Annotated in this window: 17 protein-coding genes; 12 read left to right on the forward strand and 5 right to left on the reverse strand. The window is 45.5% G+C overall.

The window, feature by feature from the left end; translation table 11 throughout:
* Positions 1-61: 61 nt before the first annotated feature.
* The 7 genes from purH to envZ all read left to right on the forward strand — a co-directional run bounded on the left by purH (position 62) and on the right by envZ (position 8,710).
* Complete coding sequence (gene purH / locus BK026_RS14040; RefSeq protein WP_071817674.1) at positions 62-1,660, forward strand: bifunctional phosphoribosylaminoimidazolecarboxamide formyltransferase/IMP cyclohydrolase; 1,599 nt, start codon at positions 62-64, stop codon at positions 1,658-1,660.
* A gap of 335 nt (positions 1,661-1,995) precedes the next feature.
* The gene (locus BK026_RS14045; RefSeq protein WP_071816415.1) at positions 1,996-2,811 is read left to right on the forward strand and encodes a class I SAM-dependent methyltransferase; all 816 of its coding nucleotides are present in this window, start codon (positions 1,996-1,998) and stop codon (positions 2,809-2,811) included.
* Positions 2,812-2,838: 27 nt separating this feature from the next.
* Positions 2,839-4,128: a phosphoribosylamine--glycine ligase gene (purD, locus tag BK026_RS14050; protein ID WP_071816416.1), complete on the forward strand. Its 1,290-nt coding sequence runs from the start codon at positions 2,839-2,841 to the stop codon at positions 4,126-4,128.
* Positions 4,129-4,342: 214 nt separating this feature from the next.
* On the forward strand, positions 4,343-5,248 hold the full coding sequence (locus tag BK026_RS14055) for a phosphoribulokinase (RefSeq protein ID WP_071816417.1): 906 nt from the start codon (positions 4,343-4,345) through the stop codon (positions 5,246-5,248).
* A 134-nt stretch (positions 5,249-5,382) separates the two neighbouring features.
* Entirely contained in the window at positions 5,383-6,480 is a 1,098-nt protein-coding gene (locus BK026_RS14060; RefSeq protein ID WP_071816418.1) for a DUF2855 family protein, read from the forward strand.
* A 175-nt stretch (positions 6,481-6,655) separates the two neighbouring features.
* Complete coding sequence (gene ompR / locus BK026_RS14065; protein ID WP_071816419.1) at positions 6,656-7,378, forward strand: two-component system response regulator OmpR; 723 nt, start codon at positions 6,656-6,658, stop codon at positions 7,376-7,378.
* 6 nt (positions 7,379-7,384) lie between these two features.
* On the forward strand, positions 7,385-8,710 hold the full coding sequence (gene envZ, locus BK026_RS14070) for a two-component system sensor histidine kinase EnvZ (protein ID WP_071816420.1): 1,326 nt from the start codon (positions 7,385-7,387) through the stop codon (positions 8,708-8,710).
* 17 nt (positions 8,711-8,727) lie between these two features.
* Here envZ and BK026_RS14075 read toward each other — a convergent pair whose 3' ends face one another.
* The 5 genes from BK026_RS14075 to hslR form a co-directional block, all read right to left on the reverse strand.
* A complete protein-coding gene (locus BK026_RS14075; protein WP_071817675.1) occupies positions 8,728-9,897 on the reverse strand; it encodes a sugar MFS transporter in 1,170 nt (389 codons plus the stop codon).
* 113 nt (positions 9,898-10,010) lie between these two features.
* The gene (locus BK026_RS14080) at positions 10,011-12,413 is read right to left on the reverse strand and encodes a TIM-barrel domain-containing protein (RefSeq protein WP_071816421.1); all 2,403 of its coding nucleotides are present in this window, start codon (positions 12,411-12,413) and stop codon (positions 10,011-10,013) included.
* A 239-nt stretch (positions 12,414-12,652) separates the two neighbouring features.
* Complete coding sequence (locus BK026_RS14085; RefSeq protein ID WP_071816422.1) at positions 12,653-14,215, reverse strand: phosphoenolpyruvate carboxykinase; 1,563 nt, start codon at positions 14,213-14,215, stop codon at positions 12,653-12,655.
* Between the two features lie 447 nt (positions 14,216-14,662).
* Positions 14,663-15,562 (reverse strand): Hsp33 family molecular chaperone HslO, encoded by a 900-nt coding sequence (gene hslO, locus BK026_RS14090; RefSeq protein WP_071816423.1) that lies wholly within the window; start codon positions 15,560-15,562, stop codon positions 14,663-14,665.
* Between the two features lie 21 nt (positions 15,563-15,583).
* On the reverse strand, positions 15,584-15,988 hold the full coding sequence (hslR, locus tag BK026_RS14095; protein ID WP_071816424.1) for a ribosome-associated heat shock protein Hsp15: 405 nt from the start codon (positions 15,986-15,988) through the stop codon (positions 15,584-15,586).
* A gap of 128 nt (positions 15,989-16,116) precedes the next feature.
* Here hslR and gspC point away from each other — a divergent pair, with 128 nt between their 5' ends.
* The 5 genes from gspC (at position 16,117) to gspG (ending at position 22,412) form a co-directional block, all read left to right on the forward strand.
* Entirely contained in the window at positions 16,117-17,043 is a 927-nt protein-coding gene (gene gspC, locus BK026_RS14100) for a type II secretion system protein GspC (RefSeq protein WP_071816425.1), read from the forward strand.
* A 95-nt stretch (positions 17,044-17,138) separates the two neighbouring features.
* The gene (gene gspD, locus BK026_RS14105) at positions 17,139-19,184 is read left to right on the forward strand and encodes a type II secretion system secretin GspD (protein WP_143142131.1); all 2,046 of its coding nucleotides are present in this window, start codon (positions 17,139-17,141) and stop codon (positions 19,182-19,184) included.
* A gap of 1 nt (position 19,185) precedes the next feature.
* Positions 19,186-20,748, forward strand: a complete 1,563-nt coding sequence (gene gspE, locus BK026_RS14110) for a type II secretion system ATPase GspE (protein ID WP_071816426.1) — start codon at positions 19,186-19,188, stop codon at positions 20,746-20,748.
* Positions 20,749-21,975 (forward strand): type II secretion system inner membrane protein GspF, encoded by a 1,227-nt coding sequence (gene gspF / locus BK026_RS14115; RefSeq protein WP_071816427.1) that lies wholly within the window; start codon positions 20,749-20,751, stop codon positions 21,973-21,975. It abuts the gene before it with no gap.
* A complete protein-coding gene (gspG, locus tag BK026_RS14120; protein WP_071816428.1) occupies positions 21,975-22,412 on the forward strand; it encodes a type II secretion system major pseudopilin GspG in 438 nt (145 codons plus the stop codon). The genes gspF and gspG overlap by 1 nt, the downstream gene beginning before the upstream one ends.
* Positions 22,413-22,417 lie beyond the last annotated feature (5 nt).

A 22,417-nucleotide genomic window follows, 5' to 3' on the forward strand; every position in this document is an offset into this window, starting at 1 on the left:
CAAAGAGCACCAATCGGTGCTCTTTTTGTTTCAACACTACAACATTAGAAACTTAAAATTTATGCAAACACCAAAACCAATTAAACGTGCTCTCCTTAGTGTCTCTGATAAAACCGGTATCCTCGATTTCGCAACAGCGCTGCATAACGCTGGCGTAGAACTTCTGTCGACGGGCGGTACTGCAAAACTTCTCGCTGATGCTGGCTTACCTGTTAAAGAAGTGTCTGATCACACGGGTCACCCAGAAATTATGGCAGGCCGTGTCAAAACTCTTCACCCTAAAATTCATGGCGGTATCCTTGGTCGTCGCGGTACCGATGAAGCGGTGATGGAAGAACACAGCATTGCGCCTATCGACCTTGTGGTAGTTAACCTTTACCCGTTTGCTGCAACCGTGGCAAACGAAGACTGTACGCTAGAAGATGCAATTGAAAATATTGATATCGGTGGGCCAACGATGGTGCGCGCTGCGGCAAAAAACCATAAAGATGTCACTATTGTTGTTAATGCGGCGGACTACTCTCGCGTGCTTGCAGAAATGAACGACAACAATGGCTCGTTAACGTACAACACCCGTTTTGACCTTGCGATTAAAGCGTTTGAACATACGGCCGAATACGACGGCATGATTGCAAACTACTTTGGTGCTCGTTTAGACAGCACAGGTTGTGAAGCAGACTGTGACCACCAGCACAGTGAATTCCCACGTACCTACAACATGCAGCTTACTAAGAAGCAAGACCTTCGCTATGGCGAAAATAGCCACCAAGAAGCGGCATTCTATGTTGAAAACAATGTTCAAGAAGCGTCTGTGGCTACCGCTACTCAGCTTCAGGGTAAAGAACTGTCATTTAACAACATTGCTGATACCGATGCGGCGCTTGAGTGCGTAAAAGAATTCGAAGAGCCAGCATGTGTAATCGTCAAGCACGCTAACCCATGTGGCGTGGCCATTGGCGATGATATTTTAAGTGCCTACGATCGTGCGTTTAAAACTGACCCAACCTCTGCATTTGGCGGCATTATTGCGTTTAACCGCGAGCTTGATGCAAAAACGGCGCAAGCGATTGTTGACCGTCAATTTGTGGAAGTCATTATTGCGCCGACAGTAAGCGATGAAGCGAAAGAAGTAGTAAGTGCGAAGAAAAACGTACGTCTTCTAGCGTGTGGTGATTGGGCTGGTCAGCTAACTGAAGGTTATGACTTTAAGCGCGTAAACGGCGGTTTATTAGTGCAAGAGCGCGACTTCGGCATGGTTGAAATGGAAGACTTAGAAGTGGTGACGAAGCGTAAGCCTAGCGAAGAAGAACTGCGCGACCTTATGTTCTGCTGGAAGGTAGCAAAATACGTGAAGTCTAACGCAATTGTTTACTGCAAAGACGGTATGACGGTAGGCGTGGGCGCAGGTCAAATGAGCCGCGTTTATTCTGCGAAAATTGCGGGAATTAAGGCAGCTGATGAGAACCTTGAAGTGGCTGGCTCTGTCATGGCATCTGACGCTTTCTTCCCATTCCGCGACGGCATTGACGCAGCGGCTGAAGCGGGCATTAAGGCAGTAATTCAGCCTGGCGGCTCTATGCGCGACCAAGAAGTTATAGATGCCGCTGATGAACACGGCATTGCTATGGTGTTCACGGGCATGCGTCATTTCCGTCACTAATAAGTATTTGCACAATAACTTATAGTGCAGACTTAGTAAGGGAAACCAACACCTAAGTTAAACACGCAGTAAGGTTGTATTTAGTGGCTTTACTGTGTGTTTGTCGTTTATTGCCTCTTTTTGATAAGTAGTCTTAAGGCTCGTAAACATAAATGTAAGCACACCACGTGAAGCGACAGAGCTGCTAATTATTCTGCTAAGGCGTAAGTGCAAATAACGGTTAGCTGATAGTCTTGATCTGACCTGTGGTAGTTTGTAGTAATAGTGTTACCAACCAGTATTATGTTATACCAGTCCGCATAGATATTTACCCTCGACAGAAAAAGGAAATAAAAATGAAAAAGTTAGCCCAATATGTATTAGCCGCAACCCTTGGTATGAGCGCGTCTTACGCAAACGCAGACGCAATTTCAGATGCCGTTATGAGCGACATTCGCTCTGATAGTGCAAAGGTACGCGACGAATACCGCAACCCTCAGCAAACACTACGCTTCTTTGGCCTTAAGCCAAACATGACGGTGGTAGAAATATCGCCAGGTGGCGGCTGGTATGCTGATATTCTTTATTCTGCAGTGAAGAATGAAGGTAAGTACGTGGCAGCGCATTTTTTTGTTGATGAAAACACCAACGACTACTACAAAAAGTCAGTAGAAGGCTTTAAAGAAAAAATGAAGCCGGGCATGAAGTACGAAGGTGCTGAGCTTACAGCATTCGACCCTATAAAAGCGCTGGATATTGGCAAAGCTGGTAGCGCCGATATGGTGCTAACCTTTCGCAACGTGCACAACTGGTATATGCGTCACGGTGACGAAGGTATCGACAACGCATTCGGCGCGTTCTTTAAAGCACTCAAGCCAGGCGGCGTACTGGGCGTAGTGGAACACGAACTACCGGAAAGTGCAGACGATGAAGCCATGAAGAAAAGCGGTTACATGAAGCGTTCTTACGTTGTAGCTGCCGCTGAAAAAGCAGGCTTTGAACTTGAAGCTAGTAGCGACGTAAACGCAAACCCAATGGATAGCGCAGATCATCCTAAAGGTGTGTGGACGCTACCTCCTCGCTTGGCACTAGACGACCAAGACCGTGAAAAGTACTTGGCGATTGGCGAGAGCAATCGCATGACGTTAAAATTCACTAAACCAAAATCATAATATTAAACACTCAAAACGGAACAGTTAATGAACGTACTTGTAATTGGCGGCGGTGGCCGCGAACACGCGCTAGCGTTTAAAGCAGCGCAGTCTTCTGATGTTTCAACAGTATTTGTAGCGCCTGGTAATGCGGGTACCGCTACAGAGCCTAAGCTTGAGAACGTAGCTATTGATGTAAACGACATCGCAGGCCTCGTTTCTTTTGCTCAAGGCAATGATGTTGCGCTTACTATTGTAGGCCCAGAGGCGCCGCTAGTTGCAGGTGTTGTAGATGCGTTCACTAACGCGGGCTTAATGATTTTTGGTCCCACTCAAGCTGCGGCGCAGCTTGAAGGCTCAAAAGCGTTTACCAAAGACTTTTTGGCTCGTCACAATATTCCCACGGCTGAGTATCAAAACTTCACAGACATTGACCCAGCCATTGCCTATGTACGTGAGAAAGGCGCGCCTATCGTAGTAAAAGCAGACGGCCTAGCGGCGGGCAAAGGTGTGATTGTTGCAATGACCGTTGAAGAAGCGGAAGACGCTATCCGCGACATGCTGGCAGGTAACGCGTTTGGCGAAGCCGGCAGCCGCGTAGTTATTGAAGAATTCCTAGACGGTGAAGAAGCGTCGTTTATCGTGATGGTAGATGGTAAGAACGTACTGCCTTTTGCCACCAGCCAAGACCACAAACGTGCAGCTGACGGCGATAAAGGTCCAAACACAGGCGGTATGGGTGCTTATTCTCCGGCTCCTGTTGTCACAGCCGACATTCACGACCGTATTATGCAAGAAGTGATCATGCCAACCGTTGATGGCATGGCTGCTGAAGGTAATGACTACGTTGGATTTTTGTACGCCGGCCTTATGATCATGGCAGACGGCACATCTAAGGTGATTGAATATAACTGCCGCTTTGGCGACCCAGAAACCCAGCCTATTATGCTTCGCTTAAAATCTGATTTGGTTCCACTTTGCCAAGCTGCGTGTAAAGGCGAACTTGCGGGCAAAACCATTGAGTTTGACGAGCGCGCGTCGGTAGGTGTTGTGCTTGCAGCTGGCGGCTATCCAGGTAGCTATGCCAAGGGGGATGTAATAACTGGTTTTGAAGACGCCGCGAAACTAGAAGGAAAGGTTTTCCACGCAGGTACTGCCCTCCAAGACGGAGACGTGGTAACCGCTGGTGGTCGCGTGCTTTGTGCCACTGCGTTAGGTAACAATGTAACTGAAGCCCAACAAAAAGCATACGAATTACTGAAAACCATTCAGTTTAAAGATGTCTATTATCGCAACGATATTGCCCACCGCGCTATTGCTCGCGAAGCAAAAGCTTAACGATAGAAATAGGCCAAGGCGCTTGCAAAGACGCAAGCGCTTTTTTGTAATAAAGCACGTTTAAAAATTACAGCAAAAACCGAGTAAGCGTCTGACGTTTAAGCTTTTTAAAGCCACAAACCATTTCCGTTTTAACCGTTGGGTTTGGTCGTCCTCTTGATTCTTAACCCACATCAGCTTATAACTAGTCTCTCCACTTCTTAAAAGAATTTCTATGTCTGTCAAACACCCTATCATTGCAATAACAGGTTCGTCAGGTGCGGGGACCACCACCACCACCAATGCTATTCGCCATATTTTCAGAAACTTAAATGTTAATGCTGCGGTAGTTGGGGGCGACAGCTTTCATCGGTTCACTCGTCCAGAAATGGAAGTTGAAATCCGAAAGGCGCAAGAACAAGGAAGGCACATTAGTTATTTTGGCCCAAAAGCCAATGACTTTGAACTGCTTGAAACACTCTTTAAGGAATATGGTAACTCCGGTACTGGACAATTTAGACAGTATTTACACACATTCGATGAGGCCGTGCCGTTCAATCAGATGCCTGGTACGTTTACTCCGTGGCAAGACTTACCTCAAAATACAGATTTACTCTTTTATGAGGGATTACATGGCGGCGTAAAAACGGAAGAGAACGATGTTGCCAAGCACGTTGACCTTCTCGTTGGCATGGTCCCGATTGTAAACTTAGAGTGGATCCAAAAAATTGTACGGGACACTACCGACCGAGGGCACTCGCGTGAGGCCGTAATGAGCAGTATTGTACGCGGGTTAGATGACTATTTTCATTACATCACGCCACAGTTTTCACGCACTCATGTTAATTTTCAGCGTGTGCCTACTGTAGATACGTCTAACCCATTTAGCGCACGTGAGATCCCCACTCAAGACGAGAGCTTTGTTGTGGTTAGGTTTAGACGTGAAATGAAAACCGTCGATTTCCCGTATCTTCTGCAAATGATTGATGGTGCTTTTATGTCACGAATAAATACACTCGTCGTGCCAGGTGGGAAAATGGGGCTAGCAATGGAATTGATCCTAACCCCTCTTCTCGAAGATATTTTGAATAAGAAACGCCGAGCTGGTCATCAGATGGACTGGTTAAGCAGCGATGAATAACCTCCTCAAATTGCGGGGGCTGAAACACTGAAACTCTATACATGGTTTCTATAACAATATATTTACAACGGTAAGTCGCAAATTATGCCGTTCTGGTTCAGGCTATTCGCTTTCAGTGAACTAAGAATGACACTATGACGCAGATAAAAAGCCAACAAATTTGGGTTGATCAGAAAGCGATAAACGTAACTAAGTCGGTGAGTGTCGATATTGACACACAGTCTCTTGGTAGTAACGAAGTGCTATTAGCCACGGATAGCTTCGGCTTTTCTGCCAACAACATTACCTATGCCGCCTTAGGGTTTAAAATGGGCTACTGGGGGTTTTTCCCAACAGGTGCCGACGGTTTTGGTATTGTTCCTGTTTGGGGTTTCGCTACGGTAGCAGCTTCAAAACACCCCGATATCAAAGAAGGGGAAAAAGTATTTGGCTATTTACCAATGGCCAGTCATTGGGTAATAAAGGCTGGTAAAGTAGCGCATCATGGTTTTTCTGATATTGACGAAAAACGCAAGAGTATCAGCCCTGTCTATGACCAATATCTTCGCTGTGCTTCTGACCCAGGTTACAATGCTCAACGAGAAGCCTGGCAACTCAATTTTCGCCCCCTTTACATGACGTCTTTTGTCCTAGACGACTATGTGTCGGAGCATACTAATAGTGGCACAATTCTTCTTTCTAGTGCGTCCAGCAAAACTGCATTAGGTACTGCACAGTTGCTCAAAGATAATCGAACGGCTCGCAACGCCGACTATAAAGTAATCGGCCTTACGTCAAAACCGAACGTCGACGCTGTGCTGGCATCGGGCTGTTACGATAGTGTGCTTAGCTACGAACATCTAGACCAACTTGACGTTGCAACTTCGTGTTGGTTACTAGATTTTGCCGCCAATGGAGCGCTTATTAACGCGTTAAGTAACATTCTAGGTGACAATCTACAAAAAGTAACACTCGTTGGTGCCACAGACTGGAAGGCACAAGAAAAGCCGAATCCGAAAGCATTAGATGCAGAGATTTTCTTTGCGCCGGCGCGTGTGAAGTTGCGTCAAAATGAATGGGGGCACGATAAGTTTTTAGCTAAGTATGCAACCGCATGGCAGTCTTTCGCGGCAAAAGTAGACAGTAACTTTCATACAGAAAATGTTGAAGGAAGCGATGCAATAACACAGCTGTATTTAGACACCCTCTCGGGAAATGCCAATGCTAAGGCTCTCAATGTGTTGAATTTCTAGTACGAAATTCATGCTGATTTTTGAAGCGTTGTATAGCGATTGGATGCCATAAATAGCTGATTACAAAGCAAAGACACTAATTGTAACAAACACACTGCTGGTTTTACGTTTTCTTTCTTTTGTATTTAGCCTTCTGTGGTTATAGTGGAACAAACGTAATATGTAAGGTGTAAGTATGGGTCAGGAAACCTCGAAAATTCTGGTAGTTGATGATGATATGCGTCTTCGAAGCTTGTTGGAGCGCTATCTTTTGGAACAAGGATTTCAAGTTCGCAGTGCAGCCAACGCCGAACAAATGGATAGATTGCTAGAGCGAGAGAATTTTCATTTAATGGTACTTGACCTCATGCTACCGGGCGAAGATGGCTTATCAATTTGTCGGCGTCTGCGTCAACAAGAAAACGATATGCCTATCATTATGCTTACCGCGAAAGGTGATGAGGTGGACCGCATAATTGGCCTGGAAATGGGCGCTGACGACTACTTACCAAAGCCGTTTAACCCTCGAGAATTATTGGCTAGAGCGAAAGCCGTATTGCGTAGACGCAGCAGTGAAGCACCGGGTGCACCTTCAAAAGATGTGCAAATTATTGAATTTGGCAACTACAAGCTAAACCTTGCGACACGTGAAATGACTGCAGATGACACACCTCTTACACTCACCAGTGGTGAATTTGCGGTACTGAAATCATTGGTTACTCACCCACGCGAGCCGCTTTCGCGAGATAAACTCATGAACCTGGCTCGAGGGCGAGATTATAGTGCGCTAGAGCGCAGTATTGATGTTCAGGTATCGCGCCTTCGTCGCATGCTTGAAGAAGACCCCGCAAATCCTCGCTATATCCAAACGGTGTGGGGATTGGGCTACGTATTTATACCAGATGGCGAGCAAGTTTAACGTAATATGCGTCTAATTCCGCAAAGCGCTTTTGGTCAGACCTCAATGTTAATCGGTGTGCTATTACTGATTAACCAAATAGTGTCATATACCTCTGTATTTTATTACTTTATACAGCCAAGCTATCAACAAATTAACAGCCTGCTAGCCACCCAGGTTAAGGCGATTTTGGCGAACGATTTGTTGGTCACCAACGAGGCTACGCGGCGCGCATATTATAAAAAAACGCAAATCAATGTAGTTGATGAGAGTATTGCAAAAGAAACCGGTCTTGACGATGCAGTATACTACGGTTTTATCTCGTCGGAGGTAAGCCGTCAGCTCAACCAGCTAGCTGATGTACGTATCAGTACGCTATCACAAACTACTGGAGAACAAACCCCCTATATCGTTTGGATTTCCCTTTCCCGTTACCCTGATACTTGGATATCTATTCCCATAACGGGCTTAAACGAAGCCAACATTTCACCTCTTACCATGTATCTTATGGTCATCGGTATTTTAAGTGTTGCAGGGGGCTGGCTTTTTGTTAGACGCATGACACGACCACTGCAAGCACTTCAGAAAGCGGCACTTTCGGTGGGAAAAGGAGAACACCCAGCGCCACTTCGAGAACAGGGCAGTACCGAAATGAAGCAAGTTACCCGCGCATTTAACCGCATGAACCAAGGTATCAAGCAATTAGAAACGGACAGAAATATCATGACCGCAGGTATCTCTCATGACTTGCGCACCCCGCTTACACGGATCCGTCTCGCGTCAGAAATGCTGCCAGAAGATCAAGACTGGATAAAGGAGGGTATTGTTAATGACATCGAAGATATGAATGCCATTATCGACCAATTTATAGATTACGCGCGATATGACACCGAAGAAGTCACGCAAGAAACAGATCTTAACAACATAATCGCTGAATTGGTGCAAGCAAGGCATCTAGACGACAAACATCACATAGAGCTTAAGCTCAACCCTATTCCGTTACTGCCATTGCGGCGGATAGCCATGAAGCGAGTGATAGATAACTTAATTGAGAATGCGTTTAAGTACGGCAGCGATGAAATAGCCATAAGTACCTTTTTCAACCGACATGAAAAGCGCATTTACTGCAAAGTGAGAGATTTTGGGCCTGGCATTCCTGAAAGCGAATTAGATAACGTGTTTTTGCCCTTTGCACAGGGCGACAAAGCACGGAACTCATCTGGTTCGGGCTTGGGGCTAGCTATCATTAGGCGTATCATTGAAACGCACGATGGCGGCGTAACGCTTAGGAATCATCCCCAACAAGGGTTGGTTGCCGAGTTTTATTTACCCCATTCCCCACTTAAACATTAACCCTATGCGTCTAACAATTACACGTAACGCTTAAGCTTACGACTGTAACCATAGGATGCCATCCATAACACCACCCCTCCAGCAGGAATAACCCAAAATGCAGTGGTAAGTGGCACAAAATTAGCGATTAACCCTGTGGAGAAAGACGACACTTGCACACCGGTAGAGTTACCAATAATGGCAATACCCGATAGAACAGGGCCGTTGTCGCTATCGATGTTCATGGCCGCTGACAACATAAGAGGAAATAACCCGCCCAGTCCCAAACCCAGCAGCAGATTACCTGCGCCAATGCCATATAAACTTGGCATCAGTTTAAGCGTGAACACTCCGACAAGCGATGCCGATGCCATCATAACAATCAGTCGGTGAACAGAGAAAAAGCGCAATAGCAAAGGGAAAGTTAAACGACTAATAACCATACCTGCGGTAAAACATGCCAATAAGTTTCGCGACTGCTCACCTGTAAAGCCAATGCCATTTTGTGCATAACTGACAAACCAGTTTGCATTTCCAAATTCAACTGCACCATAACCAAAACTCACTAATGCCATAAAAATGAATATGGGCTGTCTGATAAGGGTGCCGAAAGCTAATGTTTTTCTGGCAGTTTTAGGCTGCCCTTTCAAGACTTTTGCTTGTGAACGCGCCGCTATAAATGCATAACATGATAGCAGCACCATCACTGCAGCAGTTGCTTGAATAGGGAGTCGCCAATTGTCTTCTACTATATACAACAAGGTAACAAAGAATGAGGCAGCGAAAGTACCAAGACTGAACATAAAATCCATCAGTCCCATCATAGTAAAGCGTTTTTCCGCATACATTCGTGCAATTAACGTGTGACCGATTGTAAAAATAGTCGAACTCACTACTCCTATCAGTACCGCCAACCCTAAGAACCATTGCCATGATGAAAGTAGTGATACTGCTAAAAGGAAAACACTATTGATACTAAATAGTGTGGCGAGTAAAGGCATGAATTCGAAACGACTTGCGTATTTGCCTCCAATTACAGCCCCCAACATCATACCAATGGAAAATAATGAAAAAAGCGCACCACTCACTAACTCAGTCATGCGCAAGTCTACCGCTATGTCGGGTAGCAGGATCCCCCAAAGAATGAAAAGCTTACCAATTAAAAAAAAGCCTACGAAGATAACGATAGTGGCAGGCAATCGACTCATGAACACTCCAGATGCGGCAGTACAAGATAAAACTGCCTCTCTGATATTGAAAAGGCGTGGACTTCTTAGCACCCACTACTACATCAAAAATTGGCTGCTCAGCGTCTTTTATCTTACCTAATTTTAATGTTTACAGACTGCTGATAGTCGCACTCAAATGCAAGTGAAAGCGTTTTCCCTTTTTCGTCCCATGCAGCGGTTATTGCTTCACCGTTTACAGATACCGACGTCGGTTTTTGGTTTAAACCGTGAACAACCCACGTCAGTTCTCTGCGTCGAGGCATGCCCACGTAGCTGCCGTCGCTAGCAAGCGTGAACTGTAAATTATTGCCCTGTGCTTTCGCACGCATTTGAAGCGTGGTGAACAATCCCATTGCCGCGGCATTCGGTGTTTTCCCATCATCCTCGTAAAACGTGTATGAAGCACTGTTAACGGAGCTATCGTGCCAATAGTGAAACGTGAGTTGAGTAGCGTCGTATTCTTCAGTGCGAGCGAGTTTCTCACTCATCGGGACAAAGCTTCCCGCTTTAACCCAAACAGGAAAGTTGTCGTCAGAAAGTGGATAAGCAACGGTTTGGTCACCGACGTAGCGGGTGTCAGAAAAATAATCAAACCATACGCCACCAGGTAACGAAACGTTCCACGTTGTTAAACCCGGTTCAGTGACGGGTGAGACCAGAAAAGCATCTCCCCATAAATAGCTTTCAGACGTTTCAAACCACTTATCGCTATTAAACGAAAGTGCCAAAGGTCGCATTAACGGCGTACCGAATAGCGAGTTTTCATACGCCAGCGAATAATTATAAGGAAGCATTGCATAGCGAAGCTTTATAAAATCACGCACTATCGACTTTACTGGGTCATCGTGAAATACAGGTTCCGGAGCAATATTATCTTGCGCATGAGGCCTAAAAATAGGCGTGAAAACACCAAATTGAAGCCAGCGAGTGTAAAGTTCTGGGTCAAACACCTCACCACCGGCAAAACCGCCCAAATCTGAATGCGTATAAGCCAAACCAAACACACTCATTTGCAGCGCTAATTCGACTTGTGGTTTCAACCCACCCCAGCTTCGACTTACATCTCCAGTCCACGGTACCATTCCATAGCGCTGACTGCCTAAAAAGCCTGAGCGCATAAGCACAAACGGCCTTGTTTCGCTCTGTAATGCACTAAGTCCTTCAAACACATTCTTAGCCCATTGATGTCCATAGCCATTATGAATTTCAGCCCCTTTTACTGTTCTTGTGCCCCAATGATGTTCAATGTCATCCGGATGTACTTCAGGCTCACCAAGGTCGCCCCACCAGCCTGAAACTCCTTGTTTAGCGAGCGATTCATAGAATTGCCAGAACCAGCGCTGTCCCTGCTCACTAAACACGTCGACTAAACCCGTATTGCCAAAATAAAAATCAAACGTATACGGCGAGTTATCGCTTCTCGTGGCAAGGGCATTATAAGAAACCGCACTTTCCCATTGTTTTGACGTGGTAAGTATAAAAGGCTCAGTAATTACTACTGTTTTTACGTTTTGGGCGCTTAAATCAGACATCATTTTTTCAGGCGCCGGAAACGTTTCGCTGTCCCAACTAAGATTGCCCATGTGGCCTTTAATGTCTTTACCGAACCAATATAAATCCAGCACAACAGCATCCACGGGGATGTCTTGTTCGTTGAATTTGTCTACGACACTAAGCACTTCTTGCTGCGACTTGTAACCAAAACGAGAGGCGAAATTGCCGAATGACCATCTAGGCGGCAACGGTTGTTTACCCGTAACTGATACTGTCTGATTCACCAAACTTGCCAAGTCATCTCCTAGCACCATGACATAACTCGCTCTGCCACCTTTAGCAGAAAAAAGCAGTTCGTCACGTTGTGTATGGCCAATATCTAGTTCGCCAGAAGCGGCGTTGTCAAACAATACACTGTAGTGGTTAGAGGATATTACTGCTGATAGCCCAAAATACATTTGATTTGAAGACGTGGTATATCCATAGTGGGCTTTATTGAACAAGGGCATCTTGTGCCCTCTGCGGTTCATTCCCAACACGCGCTGACCGCCGCCATACAGCATTTCATTGTCGTCAAGTAGAAACGAAAGGCTTACCCTGTCATTGGTTACCGATAAACCGTTTTTTTCCTGGGCTACTACGTCACCATTGAGCTTATAGGTAATCGCGTAGGTTTGCTTATCAATAACAGCTTCGGCGACGTCGGTTTTTAACGTAATGCTTGTAGCACTTTCAATTACCTCTGGGGCTTTGATAAGGCTGTCGCTGTTTTCGGGTAATGCCATTGACGGTAAATTAGCGTAAGCCGTCCCGCTATCATCTGTTAGCGAGGTAACTTGAAAACTCAAGTTATCCAAAGCCTTAACCGTAAAGTCTTTTGTGTTGGTATCGATCTCAAGCGTACTGCCGGTGAGTTTATATTGCTGAATTTCTGCTGTTGCATATGTGGTTGTCAGTAGCAAAACTGCAGATACCGCTATTTTACGTGTATGCCAGATCATTATTATTACCTTTACTTATTTAGCTCGGCGACCCAAGCCCTAGCGCATTCAATCGGAATTTCGGAAGATAGATGATAGCGACTACAAATACCGACTTAAATAAACATACGTATTCATAGTGTTAAAATTGTTAAATTTGTGATGTAGCTTCACGCCAATAAAAAAAGCCCGCTGCGAAGAGCGGGCTAAAACATCAATCACGTTGAGTGTGATAAACGTTGGGAAGGGGCAGACCTTTTTTAGTTACCGGGTCCGGCTTTTACGATAGCGTCACTGACATCGTACTTGGTAAAGTTTTGTTGGAAGTCGTTTACAAGGTTAGCGGCGAATTCGTTATATTTCTCTTTATCAGCCCACGTATTTTGTGGAACGAGTAAATTGCTATCCACACCAGGAATTGACACCGGCACATCAAGATTTAGGGCGTCGATATGCTGCGTTTCAACATCGGCAAGTTCACCAGAAACAATAGCGTCAATAATCGCCCGCGTAGTAGGAATATCAAAACGACTACCCGTACCATATGGACCACCAGTCCAACCAGTATTCACTAAGTAAACTTTAGCGCCAAAGGCTTTAACCCGTTTGATTAAAAGCTCTGCATACACGCCTGCAGGTCTTGGGAAGAATGGCGCACCAAAGCACGTTGAAAAGGTTGATTCGATGTCACTTGTTGATCCAATTTCCGTTGAACCTACTTTTGCCGTATAGCCACTGAGGAAATGATAAGCCGCCGCTTCTTCGCTCAATACCGATACCGGAGGCAATACGCCACTCACGTCACACGTTAAAAAGACAACCGAGCGAGGCTCACCACCTCGGTTCTCTGCTACACGCTTTTCAATATGCTCAAGCGGGTAAGCAGCGCGAGAATTCTGCGTAAGCGAGGTGTTGGTGTAATCTGGCGTACGTGTCTCATCTAACACAACGTTTTCTAAAATAGTGCCAAACTTAATTGCATTCCATATAACCGGCTCATTCTTTTGCGACAGGTCGATGCACTTGGCGTAGCAGCCACCTTCAATATTAAATACGCTGCCTGGTGCCCAACCGTGTTCATCGTCGCCAATTAAAAAACGCTTTGGATCAGCCGATAGCGTTGTCTTACCAGTACCAGAAAGACCGAAGAACAAGGTAACGTCACCTTCTTCGCCCACGTTCGCAGAACAGTGCATTGGAAGCACATCCTTAGCAGGCAGTAGAAAGTTCTGAACCGAGAACATTGCTTTTTTCATCTCGCCGGCATAACGCATTCCGGCAAGAAGTACTCGCTTCTTGGCGAAGTTAATGATTACCGTGCCGTCGCTATTCGTGCCATCTCGCTCAGGATCACATGTAAAACCAGGTACATTTAATATTTGCCACGGCTGTTCGCCTTTCACGTTCCATTGCTCAGGAATAATAAACAAGTTACGGGCAAATACATGCTGCCACGCAGTTTGTGTTCTTACCTCTAGCGATAATGCGTGATCGACATCTGAGCCCACCTGGAGATGAGATAGAAAATGCTCTTGTGTAGATAGATAGGCCTCAACACGCTCCCATAACGCATCAAATTTGTCAGCGTCAAAAGGCTTGTTAACCTTTCCCCAATCTATATCGTTCTCAGTTGTGGGTTCTTTCACGATAAAACGGTCGTTAGGAGAACGACCCGTTCTTTTGCCCGTCTCGACGACTAATGCACCATTTTTGTCAAGCACACCTTCACCGCGCTTTACTGCGCGTTCGATAAGCTCTGCGTTTGTTAAATCGACAAGCGGCGTTACTTTTATATCCGATTGAATTGAGGTTGCTGCGGTCATGGCTGTTACCCTTTACGTAATTTTTCAAAAGCACTTTCAAAAAAGTATCACCTGTCAGAGTCTAATGTAAACAAAGGTATTGACGCATTTTTTATATACATAACCACTATCAGCAAAAGTTAACTTTCAATAAATATGTAATTTAATTACAAAGAAAAGGTTTTACCTTCAAAAAACGTCAAATTTTCTGCGTAAACATGTTGCTTGATCGTCAAACCAACGTAATTTTTGTCGTGAAAAGAATTTGAAAATGTTAAGGCGTTTCATCAATATTTTCGACAAAAGCCAAAAGCGAAGCGTACTTAAACGCTACGCACATTTACACGCGGTCATTTTTTAACCACATGTGAAGCGTTAAAAGAAAGTAAAACGTAGGATTGGTAAAATCGTAATGAAAAACAAAACGCACTGTAGCACCAGCGAAGCGCTGGTGCTACGTAAACCGGATTACTGGCTAGACTGCGGCACGTCAACATTTCCGCTATGAATCGCCTCAATATCAATACTATCGAAGCGATATTCAGTGTGGCAATATTGGCAGTTCATTTTTACCGCGCCCTCTTCTTCTGCGATAGCAAGAAGTTCCGCTTTTTCTACATGTCTAAGTGCTTCTGCACTGCGTTCTTTTGAACATGTGCAAGCGAAAGATACTGCTTGTGGCGAATACAACTCAATATCTTCTTGGTGATAAAGTCGATACAAAATGTCTTCAACAGATAATGAAAAGACTTCGTTTGATGTCAGTGTGTCAGTAAGTGCAGAGATATGCTCAAACTCAGTAGCTTGTGACACATCTGTTGCACTCGCGTCAGTGGGTAGTACTTGCAGTAAAATACCAGCGGCCTTGGCGTTTTTTGCATCGCTGAGGTCTGTCATCAAATGTACACTCGTCGCTAGTTGCTCCGACTGACTAAAATACCCTTCGATACACGCCGCTAAACTCGGTTTGTCCAATGCAACAACCCCTTGATAGCGCTCTCCTTCGTCAGGAGTGATGGTAATAACAAGCACCGCCTGCTTAACAAGTTCAGCGAAAGATTCCGGCAAAGCGTCAAGCGACTCGTCCCAGCGCGCGACGCCGCGAAGCGTCTGTTCGTGCGTAGCGTTAAGTACAGCATAACTTACTGGACCTTTGCTCTGAATTTGTAGAGAAATCTCACCTTCAAATTTTAATGTCGCAGTGAGCAATGATGTGGCAGCGGCCATTTCGCTTAATAACGACTGAATTTGAACGGGATACTCGTAGCTATGAATAATGTTATTCAGGCTCTCGTCTAGGCGAACTAGTTCGCCGCGCACATTCGCTTGAGTAAAAATAAAGCGGTGTAATTTATCAAAATCGCTCATATGTGATCCTATTATGCAGACCTATTGCTGCTTGAATTTAATAATCTGGCGTCGCTGTTTCTTATCTGGCCTATGCTCAGGCTTAGGGCTGTGAAATGCGTTCATTTTTCGTGCAACCTGATTCTCTTCCCGTTTCGTTACACTTTGTGCCGTTTCTTCGTAAAGATTCTGTGCCAATGGCGCGCTGAGTCGCTTATCACTTAAAGCAAGCACTTTAATTTCGCGTAGATCCCATCCTGAAGGAACTTTTATCATGGCGCCAAGCTCTACATGCTTACCTGGTTTGGCGCGCTGCCCGTTATACTGCACCTTTCCCGACTGGACCATATCTCTGGCAATAGCTCGGGTTTTGAAGAAACGAGCAGCCCAAAGCCACTTGTCCAGCCGTACATTTTGTGTTGTATTGTTGCTAACCGATTGACTCATGTAATAATTTCGTAATGGTGTAGCTTTAGTGTTGTGACCCCCACCGTTACTAGGCTATTATGAGGTCGCTAAAGCGCGGTAAACCAAATTAACTATAATATTAAAAAAGCAGTAGCATTAGTGGCAGCATGATATTTAATAAACTCAATCAACACGCTCTGGTTGTTTATGTTAACCAGCACCAGAAGCAACTACATACACTGGTAGTGGTACTGCTCAGCCTTTATTTGATTGCTTTCGCCGCCAAACTTGTCTGGCAAATTATACCCGAACCTCAGCTTTCTGCGACATCCCCAGTAACCGTAAGCCCTGTAATTTCTTCACCATCCGCAGGAAGTGGGGTCAATATTCGTAAAATACAACAGTTAAATTTATTTGGTAACGCGGCGGCAAAACCCATTGAACCCGTTGCACAAGTAACCGATGCGCCAGAAACCAGATTAAACCTAACCTTAACGGGGGTGGTAGCGAGTTCCAACCAAGAAGCAGGGACCGCTATAATCGAGCATCGCGGCAGCCAAGCTGTATATGGCTTGGGAGAAAAAATTGAAGGTACCAATGCTACACTTCAAAGCGTATACAACGACCGTGTAATCATAAAAAACGGGGTTAGAAATGAAACGCTTATGCTTGACGGTATCGATTATGACGAAGCAAACCGTCGTCGCGAAAGGCAAGCTCGCCAGAGCCCCAATTCGAGTAATGAAGAAGACGACGAGCAGGCGGTTTCACTTAGTGAAGAAGCGCTAGAAGCCACCGCAGCATTGCGCCAACGCCCGGCAAGTTTCGCCGACTTTATTTCTATCGCGCCCAAAACTGAAGACGGACAACTCATTGGTTATCAAGTCAGCCCAGGTAAGGATCCTGCACTTTTTCAATCAGCAGGTCTTCAAGCTGGTGACGTTATTACACAAATTAACGGGTTGGACTTGACCGACCTGCAGCAATCCCAAGAAGCATTGTCCGAGCTGCGCAATGCAGAAAATATAGAATTAACGATTATTCGTGATAACAGTCTAACGACGATATATCTCGATTTACCCGAGCAAGAATAACGCTAGAAATATGAGGGTAAATACCACGTATTCAGGAAATCGTGGCTATTGTAGACTGATAACGCTCTAAGAATTAGGAAATGAAGGAAGTTAGAATGAAAAGCCGTACTGGCCACAAATTATTATCTCGCTTGGGCACAGCTATGTGTACGGCACTTCTGTGTTTCTCAGTCACCGCCGCTGAGTACATGCCTAATTTTAAAGATACTGATATCAACGAATTTATAAATATTGTTGGCAAAAATCTTGAGCGAACAATCATTGTCGACCCTAATGTTAGGGGAAAAATTAGCGTACGTAGCTACGACATGTTAAACGAAGATCAGTACTACCAGTTTTTCTTAAATGTGCTTCAAGTGTATGACTTCGCTGTCGTTGAAATGCCAAGTGGAATTTTAAAAGTAGTACGCTCTAAGGATGCGAAAACATCGAATATCCCGGTTGTTGAAGGTGCAAATCGTGACGGTGATGAAATGATCACGCGTGTAGTCCCCGTTTATAACGTGCCAGTACGTGAACTTGCCCCTATTCTACGACAACTTAACGACCAAGCAGGAGGCGGTAACGTTGTCAGCCATGATCCATCAAACGTGATGATGTTGACAGGGCGTGCGGCCGTTGTTAACCGGCTGGTTGAGATAATTGAACGTGTCGATCGTGCGGGTGACGAAGAAGTTGAAATAGTGAAACTGCGCTTTGCATCGGCTTCCGAAATGGTGCGCATTATTGAAAGCATCAATAAATCGCAAGGAAAGGCCAATACTGGCGCCAAGTCTGAGCCTCGTGTTGTTGCCGATGATCGCACTAATTCAGTCATTGTTAGTGGCGACGTAAAAGCGCGACAGCGCCTTATCAACCTAATTCAAAGGATGGATCAAGAACTCGAGACCAACGGCAATACGCGCGTTCTATTTTTAAACTACGCCAAAGCGGAAGATCTCGTTAAAGTACTTCAAGGCGTATCTGCAAGTATTCAAGCCGAGGAACAAGGCAGCGCAAACGGCGTTCGTCGAAGCAGCGCAACCCGTGAAGTCAGCATTGATGCTCATGAGGATTCCAACGCGATTGTCATCACCGCTGAGCCAGACATGATGCGCTCGCTTGAAGACGTTGTACGACAACTCGATATTAGACGTGCTCAAGTACAAGTTGAAGCGATTATCGTTGAAGTATTTGAAGGCGACGGTGCCACGTTGGGTGTACAGTGGATTTCTGAAGAAGGCGGTGGCACTCAATTTAATAACGGCGTAATAGGCGTTGGCTCTCTAGCAGTAGCCTTGCGCCAAGCAGAAGGCCGAGAAACGACGCAAACCAATGTCACGGCTAATGGTGAAGTAGTAGAAACCACCGACACCACCGAACCCAATTTTACGGCACTTACTAGCTTACTTGGGGGCGCAAACGGACTTATTGCAGGCGTAATTGAAAATGGATGGGGCGCCGTCGTTCAAGCGGTCAGCACCGACACTAATTCAAATATCTTGGCGACACCTCACCTCACAACGATGGATAATGAAGAAGCATTTTTCATTGTTGGCCAAGAGGTGCCAATCATCACAGGTACAACGACCGGTGCGAACAACTCTAACCCTTTTCAAACGGTAGACCGTCAAGAAGTAGGGATTAAGCTTAAAGTCACCCCTCAAATAAATGAAGGTGATGCGGTTCAGCTTCTAATCGAGCAAGAAGTGTCGAGTGTGAGTGGAGCTACATCAGTGGATATTTCGATAAATAAACGTGAAATAAAAACAACGGTTATTGTCGATGACGGCGGCACAATTGTACTTGGAGGCTTAATTGACGAAGACGTGCAAGAAAGCGTCTCTAAAGTACCTTTGCTTGGTGATATTCCGTTACTTGGTCATCTATTTAAAAGTACTTCAACAAGTAAGCGAAAGCGCAACCTCATGGTGTTTTTAAAGCCGACCATCGTGCGTGATGGTGCCACTATGAACTCCATTAGCCATCGCAAATACAATTACATTCGCGCCCTACAGCTCAAGCGTCAACAAGAGGGCGTTTCGCTGATGCCGAACACTGAAACACCGAGTATGCCTAAGTGGGACGATAAGCTTTCTCTTCCCCCTTCATTCGAAGAGTACCTGACAGAGAAAGAGAAACTAAAAGAAGGCAATAAGTAATATGGCTGCGCAAGACGAGCAAATTACCCAAGCACTCGAGGCACAAGAAGAAGCATTAGAGGCAATGTCCGATGATGGTAATCTGCCTGAAGCAGATGCTGGTCCAAAGCAGCTTTCATTTAGTTTTGCTAAACGCAATCAGGTGTTGTTAGAAACCAACGACACTCCCGCTGTTCTTTATTTCACAGAAAATACACCATTTGATGTATTTGCAGAAGTAAGACGATTTTATGGCGAACCCTTTGTGCCTAAAGCCATACCTGCCAATGAATTTGAAGGCTTGCTTACCAGTGCATTTCAACGCGACAGCTCAGCAGCCAAGCAACTTATGGAAGACCTTGGCAACGAAAGTGATTTATTCGCCCTTGCCGAAGACTTACCAGATACCGAAGACTTACTAGACAGCGAAGACGATGCCCCCATCATCAAGCTTATCAATGCGATGCTCGGCGAAGCTATTAAAGAAGGCGCGTCCGATATTCATATAGAAACGTTTGAAAACCAGCTCATAGTGCGCTTTCGCGTAGACGGCGTATTACGTGAGATATTACGCCCAAACCGCAAATTATCGTCAATGCTGGTGTCTCGTATCAAGGTAATGGCAAAGCTAGATATTGCTGAAAAGCGTGTGCCTCAAGATGGGCGAATAACGCTGAGGATCGCCGGTAGGGCTGTCGATGTACGTGTTTCAACCATGCCCTCCAGTCACGGCGAGCGTGTGGTACTGCGCTTACTTGATAAAAATAATGCCCGTCTAAATTTAGAAGATTTAGGCATGACACAGCAAAACCGAAGCCACTTCTCTGAACTGATCAGAAAACCACACGGCATTATCTTGGTAACAGGGCCGACGGGCTCGGGTAAAAGTACAACCCTATATGCCGGTCTCACTGAGATTAATTCACGCGACCGCAATATTCTCACTGTTGAAGATCCCATCGAATTTGATTTGCCAGGCATAGGTCAAACGCAAGTTAACCCGCGTGTTGATATGACATTCGCCCGCGGTCTGCGCGCCATTTTGAGACAAGATCCAGATGTAGTAATGGTAGGTGAAATCCGCGATATTGAGACAGCACAGATTGCAGTGCAAGCCAGCTTAACCGGTCACTTAGTATTATCAACACTTCACACTAACACAGCCGCAGGTGCAATCACGCGCTTAGAAGACATGGGTATTGAGCCCTTTTTGCTGTCTTCTAGTCTTCTTGCCGTATTGTCTCAACGTTTGGTCAGAACGCTATGTTCTGAATGCAAAGTACCACACACACCAGATGCGGCAGAGCTTGCCATTTTGGGCGTTTCGGCGCCATCTACCACCATTTACAAACCACACGGTTGCGCTGCGTGCAATCAAACAGGATACCGCGGCCGTACGGGTATTCATGAACTTCTTATAGTGGATGAGAAGGTACGTGAAATGATGCATGAAGACGTCGGCGAACAAGCCATTGAACGCTATATTAGAAAGACTACACCCAGTATTCGAGAGGATGGCTGCCGCAAAGTGCTAGAAGGCACAACATCGCTGGAAGAAGTACTTCGAGTTACGAGGGAAGACTAAATGGCGGCATTCGCTTACAAAGCGGTTAGTGCCCGCGGGAAAAATAGTAGTGGTGTACTTGAAGGAGATAACGCTCGACAAGTGCGTCAGCAACTGCGCGAAAAAGGACTTATTCCATTAGAGGTTGAGCAAGTTGCAGAGCGTTCACAGGAAGGTGGCAAGGGTTTTTCCTTCTCGCTTTTTAAACCTAGGATCTCAGCGTCTGACCTTGCGCTTCTCACTCGCCAACTCGCCACGCTCGTTGAATCTGCTTTGCCGGTAGAAGAGGCGTTACTTGCAGTAGCAGAGCAGTGCGAAAAGCCTAGACAAAAGAATATGATGATGGCCGTTCGCAGTAAAGTGGTTGAAGGACATGGCTTAGCCGATGCGCTCGCCGAATTTCCCAGTGTGTTTGATGAATTGTTTCGTGCCATGGTTGCAGCGGGTGAAAAATCAGGGCATTTAGACACCGTGCTCAATCGCTTAGCTGACTACACGGAACGCCGCCAGCAAACGCGAAGTCAAATAACTCAAGCGATGGTTTATCCATTTCTTATGCTGTTTTTCGCGATGGGTATTGTCTTGCTGCTCCTGACTGTTGTCGTGCCGAAAATTGTAGGGCAATTTGATCACATGGGGCAAGACTTGCCTGGTATAACGCAATTCTTAATTTCCGTGAGTACTTGGCTACAGGACTATGGATTACTGCTTTTAGTGGCGCTTGGTATCTTAATGGTCATTGTGCAACGCTTACTGCAGCAAAAGCATATGAAACTGCGCTACCACAAAGCCCTATTACGCGTTCCACTCATCGGTAAAGTATCGCGAGGCTTAAATACAGCTCGCTTTGCTAGAACACTCAGTATATTGAGTGCCAGTGCAGTCCCTCTTTTAGAGGCAATGCGGATATCCGGGGACGTTTTGGAAAATCAACACATTAAAAATCAAGTTGCTGATGCCGCAGTAAATGTTAAAGAAGGCAGCAGCTTACGAGCGGCGCTAGACAATACTAAGATGTTTCCACCAATGATGATGCACATGATTGCATCGGGGGAAAAGTCAGGTGAACTGCAGCAAATGCTTTCACGCGCCGCAGACAATCAAGATAGGGAATTTGAAGCCCTTATTGGTGTCTCACTTAAAGTATTTGAACCCTTACTTATCGTATCAATGGCGGGCATAGTGCTATTTATCGTACTGGCAATATTGCAGCCAATATTAGCATTGAACAACATGGTGAATATTTAATGAAAACTCTACATCGCAATTCTGGATTCAGTTTGATAGAGGTGATGGTCGTACTACTGATCATTGGTATTATGGCATCAATGGTTGCGCCTCAGATTCTTGGTAACCAAGAAGAAGCTCAATTGAAAAAGGCGGCTGTTGACATCCAGCAAATAGAAAGCGCACTTGAAATGTATAAGCTGCGTAACAATCGTTTTCCAACAACTGAACAAGGGTTAGACGCCCTGGTTACCGCGCCCACGATTGACCCTATCCCACGCAATTACCCAGAAGGCGGATTCATAAAACGCTTGCCCGAAGATCCTTGGGGCAACCCATACGCACTCATTAGCCCAGGAGAGTTGAGTATGGTAGATATCTTTTCAAATGGCCCGGACGGTGAACCAGGAACTGACGACGATATTGGTAACTGGAACATTAACGAATACTTGAATTAACGTTT

It is taken from the genome of Alteromonas sp. V450 (assembly GCF_001885075.1).
Classification (GTDB): Bacteria; Pseudomonadota; Gammaproteobacteria; order Enterobacterales; family Alteromonadaceae; genus Alteromonas.

Excerpts from the sequence above, each read along its gene's own strand:
- purH (WP_071817674.1), top strand. The coding sequence starts at position 62 with ATGCAAACACCAAAACCAATTAAACGTGCTCTCCTTAGTGTCTCTGAT.
- BK026_RS14045 (WP_071816415.1), top strand. The coding sequence starts at position 1,996 with ATGAAAAAGTTAGCCCAATATGTATTAGCCGCAACCCTTGGTATGAGC.
- purD (WP_071816416.1), top strand. The coding sequence starts at position 2,839 with ATGAACGTACTTGTAATTGGCGGCGGTGGCCGCGAACACGCGCTAGCG.
- BK026_RS14055 (WP_071816417.1), top strand. The coding sequence starts at position 4,343 with ATGTCTGTCAAACACCCTATCATTGCAATAACAGGTTCGTCAGGTGCG.
- BK026_RS14060 (WP_071816418.1), top strand. The coding sequence starts at position 5,383 with ATGACGCAGATAAAAAGCCAACAAATTTGGGTTGATCAGAAAGCGATA.
- ompR (WP_071816419.1), top strand. The coding sequence starts at position 6,656 with ATGGGTCAGGAAACCTCGAAAATTCTGGTAGTTGATGATGATATGCGT.
- envZ (WP_071816420.1), top strand. The coding sequence starts at position 7,385 with ATGCGTCTAATTCCGCAAAGCGCTTTTGGTCAGACCTCAATGTTAATC.
- BK026_RS14075 (WP_071817675.1), bottom strand. The coding sequence starts at position 9,897 with ATGAGTCGATTGCCTGCCACTATCGTTATCTTCGTAGGCTTTTTTTTA.
- BK026_RS14080 (WP_071816421.1), bottom strand. The coding sequence starts at position 12,413 with ATGATCTGGCATACACGTAAAATAGCGGTATCTGCAGTTTTGCTACTG.
- BK026_RS14085 (WP_071816422.1), bottom strand. The coding sequence starts at position 14,215 with ATGACCGCAGCAACCTCAATTCAATCGGATATAAAAGTAACGCCGCTT.
- hslO (WP_071816423.1), bottom strand. The coding sequence starts at position 15,562 with ATGAGCGATTTTGATAAATTACACCGCTTTATTTTTACTCAAGCGAAT.
- hslR (WP_071816424.1), bottom strand. The coding sequence starts at position 15,988 with ATGAGTCAATCGGTTAGCAACAATACAACACAAAATGTACGGCTGGAC.
- gspC (WP_071816425.1), top strand. The coding sequence starts at position 16,117 with ATGATATTTAATAAACTCAATCAACACGCTCTGGTTGTTTATGTTAAC.
- gspD (WP_143142131.1), top strand. The coding sequence starts at position 17,139 with ATGAAAAGCCGTACTGGCCACAAATTATTATCTCGCTTGGGCACAGCT.
- gspE (WP_071816426.1), top strand. The coding sequence starts at position 19,186 with ATGGCTGCGCAAGACGAGCAAATTACCCAAGCACTCGAGGCACAAGAA.
- gspF (WP_071816427.1), top strand. The coding sequence starts at position 20,749 with ATGGCGGCATTCGCTTACAAAGCGGTTAGTGCCCGCGGGAAAAATAGT.
- gspG (WP_071816428.1), top strand. The coding sequence starts at position 21,975 with ATGAAAACTCTACATCGCAATTCTGGATTCAGTTTGATAGAGGTGATG.